Raw genomic sequence first — 13574 nt, 5'->3', positions numbered from 1 at the left:
ACTCGGTTGCATTTTCTGCAAGTAATTGATAGGCATTCTCACATTGGGACGATTGTTTTCAATCGTCCCGGGTCGATATCCCGGCCAGCAGGTTCAAGGACTTCGGCCCGATTACAGTTTTTACGAGTTTTCAGCACATGTTCGATCTGAAAGACGTCATCTTCAAGAGTGACGGCAAAAATCCCAAAACGCTGCTTGATGACATTACGGTCAATTTTCCGACCGGTGCGTTCAGCGCCATTGTGGGCCATAACGGATCGGGCAAAAGTACGCTTTTGAAGCTTCTGGCGCGCAAGAACAAAAAGCATGCTGGCACCATCACCCTTGATGATGCGGTTCTTGAAGATCACGGCACGCGCGATTTTGCCCGCAAGGTTGCCTATTTGCCGCAAAATCCGGTGGTGCCGCCGCATCTGAGTGTACGCGAACTGGTGGCATTTGGTCGTTATCCCTGGCGCGGGGCATTTGGCCGTTACCGCGACGAAGACCATGCCAAGATTGATCAGGCGATGGAACTGACTCATGTTACCGGCTTTGCCGACCGTCTGGTCGCAAGCCTGTCGGGCGGCGAACGCCAGCGTGTGTGGCTTGCCATGCTGCTTGCCCAGGATGCGCCGGTGCTGTTGCTGGACGAACCGACATCGGCCCTTGATGTCGGCCATCAGCGCGACATTCTGCGACTGGTCGCCAATCTGAAAGACCAGAACAATCTGACCGTGATTGCCGTTTTGCATGATATCGACATGGTCGGGCGTTTTGCCGATCATATCGTCGCATTGCGCGGCGGGCGGACCTGCTGGCAGGGCAACGCTCGCGATTTCATGCAGGGCGAAACACTTCGCGACATTTTCCAAACCGACATTGATGTCATCCATCTGCCGGACCATGACCGTTTCGTCAGTTATGTCGCCTAGTGCGCTGTGACGACAGGGTTACGGATCAGCCAACAGGGATCAGGAACATTCATATGCGCACCCGTCTGATTTGCAAGTTTGCAGCAAGCTGTCTTGTAACGATTGCCGCCATGTCATCGGTGGGCGCCACCGCCCAGACCATGACCCATGAAATGGGCGACGTCACCTTTGACACCACGCCGACCCGTTTTGCCGGATCAAACTGGGCGCTGACCGAAAGTTTCCTGGCACTGGGCATTGATCCGGTTGCCGTTCCCGAAGCGGACGGCTATCGCGTGTGGGTAGTTGAACCGGAACTTCCGGCCGAATTTGCCGATCTTGGCACCCGGCGCGAACCCAATTTCGAAGCCCTGCGCGAAGCCAAACCAGACGCCATTGTCATCAGTGCCGATGTGGCGATGGCCTATGACAAGCTTTCGGCCATTGCGCCGACACTGGTCTATTCGATCTATAATACCGGAAGCAGCGAACCCGCCATTGACCGGGCCGAAACGCTGTTGCGCAATATTGGCAAGCTGGCGGGCAAATCCGAGAAGGCCGAAGAAGTCATCACCTCGGTCAATGCCCGGATTGATGCCGCGGCCAAACGCATCCGCGACAAGGTCGGCAATGACGCCAAATTCGCCGTTGTCCGCATCCTTGACGAAGCCCATTTCCGCATTCACGGCAACACATCACTGTTCGGGTCGGTTCTGGCACGGATGGGAATTGCCAATGCCTGGGATGGCGAAGTCAATGGTTGGGCATTCCATAACGGCGATGTTTCCGATCTGGCCAAACTTGGCGACGTTCATTTTGCCTATGTCGAACCGATTGCCCCGACGGTCCAAAGCCGCCTGTTTGACACCGCGATCTGGAAGGCAATGCCGTTTGCACGCAATGGTCATGTTTATACCGTGCCATCAAGCTGGACCTTTGGCGGGGTTCTGTCGGCCGCACGCTTTGCCGAACTGCTGGCCGATGCCGTAACCGGCACCCCGACCACCGCAAGCGGATCATAAACCATGGCTTTGTTGCGTACTGTTCTGAGCGGGATTTTAATTACCGCAACATTTTGCGTCGTAAGTGCGACATCGGCCCATGCCGATCCGATCCGCATTGAACATGAACGCGGAACGCTTGAACTGCCGGGGCCGGCAAAGCGCGTTGCCACCATCAACTGGGCCTTTACCGAAACCGTGATTGCACTTGGCCTTGATCCGGTGGCAGTTGCAGATCCGGTTGATTATGTCGAATGGGTCGAAGAACCGGCACTGCCCGATGAATTTGTCGATCTTGGGCAACGATCATCGCCCAATCTTGAAGCCCTGCGCGCGGCAAAGCCCGATCTGATCATTACCATTCCCGATATCGGGATCAATTATGAGAAACTGTCCGAAATTGCGCCGGTTTTGCAATTGCGGATGTTTGAAGAAAACCGTCCGGCATTCCAGGCCGCACGCGAAGTATTTGGCAAAATCGCCAAGGCCACCGGCCGCGAAGCCGAAGGTGCGGCCTATCTGGCCGATGTCGATGCGAAACTGGCCGAATATGGGGCGCGCACCCGTGCGGCCCTTGGCCCTGATCAGCAGCTTAATATCATCTATTTCTTTGATGAAAGCACGATCGGCATGTTTGGCGACACCAGCCTGCCCGGTTCGGTGATGGCCGCAATGAATGTGCCGATGGCCTTTCACGGTGAAGTCAACAAATGGGGCTTTGCCCGTGGCGGTCTTGAACTGATTGCCCCTTATGCCAAGCAAAGTGTCGTCTATACCAACCCGGTGCCCGATGCCATTCTGGACAAGATGTTCGCATCCCCAATGTGGAAATTCATGGATTTCACGCGCAACAACCGCGTCTATGAGCTTCCGGTTGTCTGGATGTATGGCGGGGTTCCGTCATCACTTCGCTTTGCGAAACTTCTGACCGAAAGCATCGAGAACGACCCGCATCAATGACCAACACCCGTTCGAACATTCCGGCTGCTTTGCTGGTCGCGCTTGGTCTGTCCTGTATTGGTATCCTGATCGCTGATTTCTGGCCGTTCCTGCAAAAGGGACTGGCAACACAGGTCATGTTCAGCCCCGATGAAACCGACTTTGACCAGATCCTGTTTCATTATAGCACCCTGCCCCGCCTTGTGATGGCGTTTCTGTGCGGGGCGGGACTTGCACTGGCCGGGGCGGCGATCCAGACTGTTCTGCGCAATCCGCTGGCATCGCCAACGACACTTGGCGTCGGGGCCGGTGTTGAATTTGCCCTGACCATTTTCCTGCTTGTCGCACCGGCATCGATGGCCATCTTTCAGGAGGCCTTCGCCCTGGCAGGAGGGATGATTGCGCTTGGCGCGGTCTATCTGATTGCATCAAAACGCGGCAATGCGACGCTGTGGCTTATTCTGGCGGGCATGATTGTCAATCTGCTGTTACAGTCCGCATCCCAGATCGTATTGCTGTTTAACGAACAATATCTGCAATCGGTCTTCATGTGGGGGGCGGGTGATCTGGCCCAGAATGGCTGGGAAGCCACGCAATTTATCCTGCCGCGCGTGATCATTGGCATGATTGCGGTGCTGGCCCTGTCGCGCCCGCTTGATCTGCTGGCACTGGGCGATGACACCGCCAATTCGCTGGGGGCCAAGGTCACGGTGTTGCGGTTGCTGATCCTTGGTTTTGCGGTTTTCATCACCGCATCGGTGATTTCAGCTGCCGGTTTGATCGGTTTTGTCGGTCTTGCCGTGCCCGCCGCCCTGCGGATCGCAGGACTGACCCGGTCACGTGATCTTATGATCTATTCGGTGCTGACCGGCGGGTTTGTGCTGATGATCATTGATTTCATCGTGCGACAGTTTAACGGTCTTGGCGGGGATGTGTTGCCGACCGGGGCCGCGACCGCGCTGTTCGGGGCACCGTTCATCATCCTGATCCTGCGCAAGGCCCGGATCATGCCCGGCACCCAAAGCGAAGACCAGCACAGCGATCAGGAAATCGTTTCCAAGCTGAGCCTGTCGATCATTCTGGGCATCACGCTTGTTCTGGGTATCGGTTTCTCGCTGTTCATTTCGCTCGATGGCAACGGCTTTGCGGTGCTTGGTCTTGATGGTGAAAGTTACGACATTCTGCTGGGCCGTTCGGAACGTACCTTTGCCGCGATGATTTGCGGGGCCGCACTTGCGGTTTCGGGCACGCTTATTCAGCGGGTCGGGCGCAATCCGCTGGCAAGCCCGGAAATCACCGGCGTCAGTTCGGCCACCGCCCTTGCCATGATCATCGCACTTGCGATTTTCGGCTTCGCACAGCGTGCCGAACTGATGGTGATCGGGGCGGCAGGCGGCATTGTATCGTTGCTGGTGCTGCTTGTTCTGTGTCGCAAATTTACCCATGCGCCGCATTACATGTTGCTGAACGGTTTGGCGCTGACCGCCATTCTGGGGGCGATCGTGCGCATTGTGCTGACCCGAAGCGGCACCCAGACCACCATGCTGATGTCATGGCTGGCCGGGACGACCTATTTCACCAATATGAACGAGGTCATGATCGTTGCCGGGGTAACGGCGGTGTTGCTGATTGTTGCCATTGCCCTTCGCCGTCCGCTTGAACTGGCGTCCCTTGGCACCGATCAGTCGGTTTCGCTGGGGCTTGGCATTTCGGGGTTCCAGTTTGCCATGATGCTGCTGGCGGCAATCCTTGCGGCCAGTGCCACCCTGCTTGTCGGACCGCTGAGTTTTGTCGGGCTGATGGCCCCGCATCTGGCCCGCGTTGCCGGGTATCGGCTGGCGGGCGGGCATTTGCTGGGTGCGGTCCTGATCGGGGTCAATGTGATGATGGTGGCCGAATGGCTGGCCCGTAACCTGATTTATCCGGCACAGCTTCCGACCGGACTGATCGCGGCCCTGATCGGAACCAGCTATTTCATGATTCTGGCTGTGCGCAAACGATAATCACCGCGACATCACACGCATCGGAACGGGTAATATCAACCGGGTTCGGGAGGCCAGTTTTGCGCCAGTGCAAATGCCTGATCAAGGCTTGTCACATGTTTGACCGGGAATGGCAGCATGCGGGCAAAGTTGCTGTTTTCGACGTCATGGGCATCATCAACATGCAGATGCCCGTCGCCATGGTCATGGCCTTCATCGACGCGAATAAGGCCCTTGGCGAACATGCCAAGCCGGTCGCGATTTTCCTTGAACCAGGCAGCGGCCTGTTTGCGGGTTTCGTGATCCTGTTCGGTCATGCCCGCAACCCGCAGGATCAGGATCGCCGGGTCCTGACGCCGGGCAAGGTCGTGCAAGGCTGCCAGATAGGATTGCCCGTCCGCATCACTTTGCCGATCAACCATTTCAAACAGCACGATGTCGGCTGCGGGCTGGCTTGAACGAAACATCGCCGGTCTCCTTGTGCAAAGGGCCCGGCGGGTATCCCGCCAGGCCGTAAAGGTCAAATTTTGCCGTAACCGGTCGCGATCAGAATTCGCGCCGGAAACCGATGGTCACTGTGCGTCCGTGCCCGGCAACCGAATAGCCGCGAAGGGCCGATGCCGCCGGGTTTTCATAGCTGGCATCAAAGATGTTCTCGACCCCGAAGCGCGCCGTGCCGCCAAGCACCGGATAGTTGCCCATCAGATTGAAAACCAGACTGGATTTGACTTTCTTGTTGTCGATCTTGGTGCGTGGCGCAGTATAGGTGCCGTCAAAACGCATATTGAGATCGCCCCAGACATAGCTGTCGACATAGCCGGTAAAGCGGAACGGGGACGGGATGCGGTTATTGGGCAACCAGCTGTCAAGATCGCCATTCTTGTTACTGTCGTAACGACCTTCGACATAGGATGCCAAGGCCCCGACATAGGTATCTTCGGTCACATCATATTCGCCGGTCAGTTCGGCACCGATGATGCGTTCCTTTTGCTGGCTAAGCGCATTGGTGGAGGCATCGAACGTATCGCCGCGTTCATTGGTGCTCATGTAAACGGCACCAGTCGTGCGGAAATCGGGCCCGTTATAGCGTGCCGCCAGTTCATAGGTCTTGACCTTGGATGCTTCGACATCAAGGGCGCTGAAATTCATCGGAACGCCGTTGAAACCGGCACGGCGGGTATAGGCACCCACATCGGGTACAGAGAAACCTTCGCTATAACTAAGTGACGTATCGATCCGGTCGGTCCAGTGCACCACCGCCGATGCGTTATAGGTCACCGCACTATAGGTTGTGTTGCCACCGGTATATTGCGCAGCGGCAAGGATCGCCTGACCGACACCGGCGTTATAGCGCATATAGTTCGGACGCAGGAAATCCTTGACCGTCAGATCATATTTTTCATAACGCACCCCGCCCGACAGATCGACAAACTGCGTAACCGGTGCGCTGAGTTGTGCAAAGACAGCCTTGCCATCCTGTTCCATCGGTGCGCCGATATCGCGGCCACTGATCGTGCGGTATTTGATGTCATCATGGGTCAGATCCCCACCCCAGGTCAGGGTCAGGCCGTCATAAACCGGATCAAGGCTGGTATCGGTCGAAAGCTTCACACCATATTTGACCGTATCAATTACCGACTGGCCCAGCGGGTCTTCGACAGCGCCACTATTGGCCAATGCGACCAGTGCCGGGTTGTAGCTGGCATGGTAATCGGCGCGTGCGGCCTGTTTGTAGCTGTCATTGTAAAACAGTTTAAGATCGCCCGTCCCGATCTTGCCGAAATCATATTCATATCCGCCGGTGAAATACTGGCTTTCATCTTCCAGCGGCTGGGCAAGATAGGGATTGTCATAATCCACTGAGACCGGATCGGTGGTCAGGTCGGGATAATATTCGATGTCCTGACGAAACCGGACGACTTCGGACGACAGAAACAGTCGATGACCCTCGGCAACGGTCAGCCCCGCCTTGCCAAACAGGTTGAGGTCTTCGGCATTGTCAAATCCGCCCTGCCCCAGCATCGCATCCGACGGCACCTGATTGCCATAACCGTCAAAGGCATCACCCGATTTCGATGCCGTGACACTTGCGGCAAGATCGACTGCACCGACACCCCCACTGCCCGACAATGTCAGCGACGGCGAGAAACTGTCATCAATATCGTCGGTATAGCTGGTGACATGCCCGTCAACGACAAAGCTGTTATTTCCGACTTCGCCGGTTTTGGTGATGATATTGATGGTCGCCCCGGTCGCGCCATCCCCGTTCAGCGCGTTCGACCCCGGAATGACTTCGATGCTTTCGACCTGGGCGATATCGATCATTGACAGGATACGGCTGGTATTTCGAAGCGGCGTGTTGCGCGATACCCCGTCAACCAGCACCTGGACATCACGCCCGCGGAAGGTTTCCGTGCTGGAAATCAGGCTTTGATCATCAAACATGAAACCCGGCACCGTGTTGCGGATGACATTTGTGATGTCGCTGCTTTTGGCCATCTGGGTTTCGATCTGATCCCGACCGATCACCACAACCGATGGCGACATGGATTTGATCGACCGGCGCGAACGGGTGGCACTGACCACCACTTCGGGCAGGACCGTGGCACCGCCATTTTCAAGCGCGCCCGAACTTGCCGGTGCGATACGCACACTGTCATCGGTGATGAATTCAAATTGATACCCGGTTCCGGTCAGCAGCAATTGCAAGGCATCACGCGCGTCAAGCGTTGCGGATACATCGCCGCTGCTCATACCCGAAAGATCACCCTGAACAATCAGTTGCAGACCAAACTGATCGGCCAGCTGATCAAGCGCGCCGCGCAGATCGCCCGCCGCAATCGTGATCTGTTGCGCTGTTGTTGTGCCTTCCTGTGCCGATGCCATCGGCACGGTTGCCATCATCAAGGTCGCGACAAGTGCCGTGGTTCCCCAAAGACGCGACATTCCAGAATTCTCAGCTTTCAAAGCTTACCCCCATCGTTCGAAGATAATAATGCAAATCACTATTACCCTCATGACGAACCGGGTTCCGATTTGAGGAGCACATTTTTTCTATTTTCTTGAAATTATTCTGAAACCGACGGGAAACGCCCGTTCTTCAAGACCGTAAGCTGCCAGCAAGGCATCATGTGCGCTGTGCGGTTTGCTGATATCAAAGCTGCCCGATACGGTGATATCGCCCAGACGCGGATCGCGAACAAATGTCAGATCCCCCATCAGCGGCGCAATCCGCGCCAGCAATTCATCAATCGGCATATCATCAACAATCCAGCGCCCGCCCCGCCATGGCGCAACACGTTCGGGGGCGACTTCGGCAAAATGAAGGTCCCCGTCAGCGTCCTGCCATGCCGCCCGCCCGGCCACCAGGCGTGCCAAGCGCATCTTGCGATCTTCCAGATCGACCGTGCCTTCGGATACTTCGACCCGCGCATGCCCGCCCCATTTCGACGCGCTAAAGGCGGTGCCAACCGCAATGGCCGTGACCTGGTTAAGGTGAATGCGCAACGGACGTGATGCATCCTTTGCGACCTTGATGAAAATGCCGCCTTCCAGAACGGTAATATCGCGCAGGGCGTCACTGTAATTCAGGGCTACCCGGGTTCCGGGCTCCATCCAGATGCTCGATCCATCGGGCAGGTCATGCATCTGACCAACCACCGATGCGTCTGCTGCTGCGATCAGATCGGGATCGGGCTGAAAGGCCGAATAGCCAAACAACACCGCCAGCACCAGACAGGTCAGCACTGCCAGAACCGGGCGGAATGGCCGTTTGGCCGATCGCATGCCCGGCAACCGTCCACTGCCGCCTTCCAGCGCGCCCAACCGTTCAAGATCACGGCGCACACCGGCCAGATCAACCGGTTTCGGCTCATCAGCGCGGGTGCTCGTGGTATCACGGGTGTCATGGCCAGCACGGGTGTCACGCGTGGCGCTATCGGATAATGCCGCGCCGTCCTCGGCTGCGGCAATTTCCATGCTTTGCCAGATCTGGCAGGCCCGCACCAAGCGTTGCGGATTGCCCGGATCGGCATCCTGCCAGGCGCTGAAGGCGGCTTCCTCGGCCGGGGTCAAATCCGATTGATCAAGGCGGACCGCCCAGTAATCGGCAATGTCTTCATTGCTTTGGCAGTCTTCGGGATAGCGGAATTCTGTCATGGCAAAGTCGATACCCGGCTTCTGGCTGCGTGGTTTGTTATCTTGATGACGTTTAACGCAGTCATTTGAGGATGTTCAGTTTTCATGGCGCGCCAACACCTGTTTGCAATGTCTAAGCGCCTGACGCAAATGCTTTTCGACCATATTGCGGCTGACGCCAAGCTGTTCGGCGGCCTCGGTCGGGCTCAGATGGTCACGCTTGCACAGCAAAAATACTTCGCGGCACCGGGGTGGCAATTCGTCAATCGCGGCCTTGACGATATCAAGACGCTGACGATCGGCACTGATCTGTTCAGGGGTGACCGATTGTGCCCCGGCCCCTTCCATGTCGCTGATTTCGGCCGGATCGGTGAATTCAAGCGGATTGCGTTTATGACGCCGCAGCGCATCAATCGCCAGATTGGTCGCCATGCGCATCATATAGGCCGGCGGGTTGGCAATCTGGGCCGGATCGACATTGCGATGGCGCAGCTGCACATAAAGATCCTGCAATACGTCATGGCTTTCGTCGCGCGTCGGCAGGTATTTCTGAACCTGACGCAACAAACGATCATGATATTGCTGAAAGATGGAATCCCAAAAACGGTCATCGACCGCCATTTTGCCGCACCTGATTTCCGATAATGATAACCGTTATCATTTTCATCTTTGATTATCTTCGATCCGGCACGCCGTCAATGCCAAAAGCAAAAAGGCCCGCAATTGCGGACCTTTTGCCAAAAGGAAAATGATCGAAGATGACGCGAAATCAGTCTTCGAAATGGCCCTTGGCGGCAAACCCGCCGCCCTGATAGATCACCGCCGGATCGTGACGGTCTTCGGGGCCAAAGGCGGCTTCGATTTCAGCGCGGAACTGTTCGGAGCTGTCTTGCGGTTTCCAGCCAAGGAAATCGGCGTGATCGTTGCTCCACCATTTGGTTTTGTTGTCCGACACCCCGTACACCACCAGATGACCGGTCATCGGGGCATCAAAGATCGCCTTCATCAGCGACAGGAAGTCACGCGGGCTGAGCCAGGTCGACAGCATGCGGCGATCGCGCGGCTTTTCAAAGCACGACCCGATACGGACCGATACCGTTTCGACATCGAACTTGTCGTAGTAATAGCTTGCCACCGCCTCGCCATAGCATTTGGTCACGCCATAGAGGCTATCGGGGCGCAGTTCGGACTTGTCATCAAGTTTGGTGGTGCGCTTGTGAAAACCGATTGCATGGTTGGAGCTGGCAAACATGATGCGCCCCACCCCGTTCTGACGCGCCCCTTCATACAGGTTATAGGTACCCGCAAGATTGGCCTGAAGCAGATCATCAAAGGCCGCCTCGATCGAAATCCCGCCCAGATGAATGATGCCATCGACATCCTTGGTCAGTTCGATCACGGCCGCACGATCAGACAGGTCGCATTGCACGACTTCCTCGTTCGGGCCGGCCGGGTCCATCGGGGAAATATCGGACAGGCGAATGACATCGGCATAGCCCTTTAGCCCTTCGCGGCAGATTTTCCCAAGGTTGCCACCAGCACCGGTAATCAGCAAACGTTTCATCTTTATCCTCTTTGATATGCGTGTCTGTCCGCGATCAATTGGCGCCAAATACAAGATTGGGCAGCGTCATCGAAATCGCAGGAATATAGGTTGTCAGCAAAAGCGCGCTCAAGATCGCCAGATAGAATGGCCAGATCGACTGAACCGCCTTTTCGATTTTCACCCCGCCAATCGCGCACCCGACAAACAGGCACGACCCGACCGGCGGCGTACACAGGCCAAGGCCCAAATTCATCATCAGCACCATGCCGAACTGGATCGGATCCATGCCGAACTGAACCGCCAGCGGCAGGAAGATCGGTGTACAGATCAGGATCAATGCCGCCATGTCCATGATCATGCCGGCAATCAGCAACATGACATTGATCAGCAACAACACCATGATCGGATTGTCAGTAATCCCGGTAATCGCATCGGCCAGCGCATCGGGCACCTGATAGAAAGCCAGCATATAGCCATATGCCGATGCACAGCCGACCAGCAACATGACAAGCGCCGTGGTTTTGGCCGATTGCTTGACCGCGGCAACAAACCCTGCCCAGCTGAGTTCGCGATAGACAAGCCCGGTAATGATCAGGGCATAGGCCACACCAATCGCACCGGATTCCGTAACCGTGAACACGCCACTAAGAACCCCGCCGACAATGATCACAGCGGTAAAGAAGCCCGGAATGGCCCGCACCGCAGTCTGCCAGACCACCCGCCAGCCCGGAAACGGCTCAGCCGGATAGCCATGCTTGATCGCGACAAGCCAGGTCGCAAGACCAAGCAGCAGGCACATGATAATGCCCGGCACGACACCGGCCATGAACAGTTTGGAAATCGAAATCCCCCCGCCCGCGGCCACTGCATACAGGATCATGTTGTGGCTTGGCGGGATCATGATGCCGGCAATCGATGAGGTCACGGTGACGTTGACCGCATAATCGGCGCGGTAACCTTCCTTTTTCATCACCGGGATCAGGATTGAGCCAAGCGCGGATGTATCGGCAACGGCCGACCCGGAAATGCCGCCAAACAGCATCGATGAAAACACGTTCACAATGCCAAGACCGCCACGCCGGCTTCCGACAAGGGCGGTTGCAAACTGCACCAGCCGTGACGCGATCCCGCCATGAAGCATCAGCTCGCCGGCAAAGATAAAGAACGGAATGGCCAGAAGCGAAAAGGCTGAAATACCCGACCCGATGCGCTGGAAGGCGATCAGGGTTGGCAGACCTTCGAAAAAGAAGGCCCCAAGGGCTGCGATGCCAAGTGCGATGGCAACGGGCATGCCAATCAGGATACCGATGGCAAATACGCCAAGAAGAATGGTCATGCCCATTTATTCAACGTCCTTGTTCAGCAAATCGTCGTGGTAAAAACGCGCATTGGAAATGGTTTTCCAGCGGGTAATGATCTTGAGGATGTGAAGAACGCTGAAAAATAAGATCCCCGCCCCGCACACCGCCATCGGCACCGAACGCCAGCCATCGGAAATATGGATGATCGGCATTTTCTTGGCCCAGTTGAACGCCACCAGATCCATACCGCCCATCAGCATCCAGTATCCGAACCACGCCATGGCGGCATAACTGATGGCAGCGACGATCGCGGCAATTTTCGGAGGCAACGCATCGCGAAAGAACGATACCGAAAGATGGCTGTTGTCGCGCATCCCGGCTGCCGCCACAGGAAAGGTAATCAGAACGATCAGGATCAGAGAGATCTGTTCAACCCAGGTCGGCGTTTCATTAAGAACATACCGTCCGAAAACCAGCCAGGCGAAACTGGGAATAAGCGCCACAAGCGCCAAACCGCCGATCAGGTTGAGAACCCCGGCTATCCCGCCGCCCAGACGGTCGATCAAATTGATAAAGCTGGAAAACATCTATGCGCCGCCAGAAATTGATTAATCCGTATCCAAGCCGGATATGAAAGTAGCACAGACAGAAAGAAGGGCGACGATATCATCGCCGCCCTTTCAATCATTCATATTTTATTTCTGCGCATCCTGGATGGCTTTGACCAGATCGGCCAGATCCGGGTTGGACTTCAGGAAGTTGTCATAGACCGGCTGCATTGCATCCTGGAAAGCCTGCTTGTCGGCGATCTCGTTGACTTCGATGCCCGCAGCAATGACTTTTTCCTTGGATTTTTCAGCACGTGCGGCCCATGCGGCACGCTGTACTTCAACCGATGCATCAGCGGCTTCGTGGACGATTTTCTTTTCGTCATCCGACAGGCTGTCATAAAGCGCCTTGTTGATGCACAGGCATTCCGGAAGGATCAGGTGCTGGGTCACGGAATAGTATTTCGCCGCTTCGAAATGGCCCGAGCTGTCATAGGACGGATAGTTGTTTTCCGCACCGTCAATCACGCCGGTTTTCAGCGACTGGTAAACTTCGCCATAGGCCATCGGGGTGGCGTTGCCGCCAAGGGCTGCGACCATCTGAACATAGAGATCGTTGCTCATGACGCGGAACTTCAGACCCTTGAGATCGGCCGGGGTATTGATCGGGTGCTTGGTGTTATAGAAGGAACGCGCACCGGAATCATACCAGCCAAGCGGCTGAAGACCGGCCTTGATCAGGCCATCGGCGATCTGCTGACCGGCCGGGCCGTCCATGACCTTGTGCATGGCATCGACGTTTTTGAAGATGAAGGGCAGCGAAACAACGTTCGCCTCGGGAGCAACTTCACCAAGCGGGCCGAGGTTGAACACAGCCCAGTCCAGACCACCAAGACGGACCTGCTGGATCGCATCAGGCTGATCGCCAAGAACACCACCATGATACACCTTGGCTTCAAGTTCGCCGCCGGATTTTTCATTGATGATTTTGGCAAATTCTTCCATGCCGGTCGAAACCGGATATTCCGGCGGATGGATGTTCCAGCCGCGCCATTCCTTTGCCTGTGCACCCGATGCCAGCGCCACCGACACAGCAGCCGCTGCAATCGTCAGTGTCGTGGTTTTGAGAAAGTTATTCATTTGGAGTCCTCCCGAGACATTTTGTCACTTGCGTTAAAGCCTTGTTTTCCCTGATGGGAACTTCTTATTGTCGTATAATCTTACAAT

Annotated in this window: 12 protein-coding genes; 4 read left to right on the top strand and 8 right to left on the bottom strand. The window is 56.0% G+C overall.

Translation table 11 applies throughout. The features are described from left to right. Nucleotides 1-137 precede the first annotated feature (137 nt). The 4 genes from AUQ42_RS04710 to fhuB are packed head-to-tail and all read left to right on the top strand — an operon-like array spanning nucleotide 138 to nucleotide 4836. A complete protein-coding gene (locus AUQ42_RS04710; RefSeq protein ID WP_068517946.1) occupies nucleotides 138-914 on the top strand; it encodes an ABC transporter ATP-binding protein in 777 nt (258 codons plus the stop codon). A gap of 53 nt (nucleotides 915-967) precedes the next feature. Further along, nucleotides 968-1915, top strand: a complete 948-nt coding sequence (locus AUQ42_RS04705) for an iron-siderophore ABC transporter substrate-binding protein (RefSeq protein WP_068517945.1) — start codon at nucleotides 968-970, stop codon at nucleotides 1913-1915. Nucleotides 1916-1918: 3 nt separating this feature from the next. After that, nucleotides 1919-2854: an ABC transporter substrate-binding protein gene (locus AUQ42_RS04700; protein ID WP_068517944.1), complete on the top strand. Its 936-nt coding sequence runs from the start codon at nucleotides 1919-1921 to the stop codon at nucleotides 2852-2854. Beyond that, nucleotides 2851-4836: a Fe(3+)-hydroxamate ABC transporter permease FhuB gene (gene fhuB / locus AUQ42_RS04695; protein ID WP_068517943.1), complete on the top strand. Its 1986-nt coding sequence runs from the start codon at nucleotides 2851-2853 to the stop codon at nucleotides 4834-4836. The genes AUQ42_RS04700 and fhuB overlap by 4 nt, the downstream gene beginning before the upstream one ends. A 35-nt stretch (nucleotides 4837-4871) precedes the next feature. Here the strand turns inward: fhuB and AUQ42_RS04690 are convergent, their stop codons facing one another. The 8 genes from AUQ42_RS04690 to AUQ42_RS04655 all read right to left on the bottom strand — a co-directional run bounded on the left by AUQ42_RS04690 (nucleotide 4872) and on the right by AUQ42_RS04655 (nucleotide 13487). After that, entirely contained in the window at nucleotides 4872-5282 is a 411-nt protein-coding gene (locus AUQ42_RS04690) for a hypothetical protein (protein ID WP_068517942.1), read from the bottom strand. A 79-nt stretch (nucleotides 5283-5361) separates the two neighbouring features. After that, the gene (locus tag AUQ42_RS04685) at nucleotides 5362-7761 is read right to left on the bottom strand and encodes a TonB-dependent receptor (protein ID WP_068517941.1); all 2400 of its coding nucleotides are present in this window, start codon (nucleotides 7759-7761) and stop codon (nucleotides 5362-5364) included. Nucleotides 7762-7869: 108 nt separating this feature from the next. Continuing rightward, entirely contained in the window at nucleotides 7870-8973 is a 1104-nt protein-coding gene (locus AUQ42_RS04680; RefSeq protein WP_068517940.1) for a FecR domain-containing protein, read from the bottom strand. Between the two features lie 75 nt (nucleotides 8974-9048). Continuing rightward, nucleotides 9049-9573 carry an RNA polymerase sigma factor gene (locus AUQ42_RS04675; protein ID WP_068517939.1) on the bottom strand — a complete coding sequence of 175 codons (525 nt, stop codon included), beginning with the start codon at nucleotides 9571-9573 and terminating at the stop codon, nucleotides 9049-9051. 148 nt (nucleotides 9574-9721) lie between these two features. Beyond that, nucleotides 9722-10516, bottom strand: coding sequence for an NAD(P)-dependent oxidoreductase (locus AUQ42_RS04670; RefSeq protein ID WP_068517938.1), 795 nt, complete (start codon nucleotides 10514-10516; stop codon nucleotides 9722-9724). A 34-nt stretch (nucleotides 10517-10550) separates the two neighbouring features. Beyond that, entirely contained in the window at nucleotides 10551-11840 is a 1290-nt protein-coding gene (locus tag AUQ42_RS04665; protein WP_068517937.1) for a TRAP transporter large permease, read from the bottom strand. Next, the gene (locus tag AUQ42_RS04660) at nucleotides 11841-12386 is read right to left on the bottom strand and encodes a TRAP transporter small permease (RefSeq protein ID WP_068517936.1); all 546 of its coding nucleotides are present in this window, start codon (nucleotides 12384-12386) and stop codon (nucleotides 11841-11843) included. Between the two features lie 108 nt (nucleotides 12387-12494). Then, on the bottom strand, nucleotides 12495-13487 hold the full coding sequence (locus tag AUQ42_RS04655) for a TRAP transporter substrate-binding protein (RefSeq protein WP_068517935.1): 993 nt from the start codon (nucleotides 13485-13487) through the stop codon (nucleotides 12495-12497). Nucleotides 13488-13574 lie beyond the last annotated feature (87 nt).

Source organism: Thalassospira sp. MCCC 1A02491, assembly GCF_001613785.1.
Lineage (GTDB): Bacteria > Pseudomonadota > Alphaproteobacteria > Rhodospirillales > Thalassospiraceae > Thalassospira > Thalassospira povalilytica.
The sequence above is the reverse complement of the archived record's forward strand: the minus strand, read 5'-3'. Positions and strand labels throughout refer to the sequence as shown.

Excerpts from the sequence above, each read along its gene's own strand:
- AUQ42_RS04710 (WP_068517946.1), top strand. The coding sequence starts at position 138 with ATGTTCGATCTGAAAGACGTCATCTTCAAGAGTGACGGCAAAAATCCC.
- AUQ42_RS04705 (WP_068517945.1), top strand. The coding sequence starts at position 968 with ATGCGCACCCGTCTGATTTGCAAGTTTGCAGCAAGCTGTCTTGTAACG.
- AUQ42_RS04700 (WP_068517944.1), top strand. The coding sequence starts at position 1,919 with ATGGCTTTGTTGCGTACTGTTCTGAGCGGGATTTTAATTACCGCAACA.
- fhuB (WP_068517943.1), top strand. The coding sequence starts at position 2,851 with ATGACCAACACCCGTTCGAACATTCCGGCTGCTTTGCTGGTCGCGCTT.
- AUQ42_RS04690 (WP_068517942.1), bottom strand. The coding sequence starts at position 5,282 with ATGTTTCGTTCAAGCCAGCCCGCAGCCGACATCGTGCTGTTTGAAATG.
- AUQ42_RS04685 (WP_068517941.1), bottom strand. The coding sequence starts at position 7,761 with ATGTCGCGTCTTTGGGGAACCACGGCACTTGTCGCGACCTTGATGATG.
- AUQ42_RS04680 (WP_068517940.1), bottom strand. The coding sequence starts at position 8,973 with ATGACAGAATTCCGCTATCCCGAAGACTGCCAAAGCAATGAAGACATT.
- AUQ42_RS04675 (WP_068517939.1), bottom strand. The coding sequence starts at position 9,573 with ATGGCGGTCGATGACCGTTTTTGGGATTCCATCTTTCAGCAATATCAT.
- AUQ42_RS04670 (WP_068517938.1), bottom strand. The coding sequence starts at position 10,516 with ATGAAACGTTTGCTGATTACCGGTGCTGGTGGCAACCTTGGGAAAATC.
- AUQ42_RS04665 (WP_068517937.1), bottom strand. The coding sequence starts at position 11,840 with ATGGGCATGACCATTCTTCTTGGCGTATTTGCCATCGGTATCCTGATT.
- AUQ42_RS04660 (WP_068517936.1), bottom strand. The coding sequence starts at position 12,386 with ATGTTTTCCAGCTTTATCAATTTGATCGACCGTCTGGGCGGCGGGATA.
- AUQ42_RS04655 (WP_068517935.1), bottom strand. The coding sequence starts at position 13,487 with ATGAATAACTTTCTCAAAACCACGACACTGACGATTGCAGCGGCTGCT.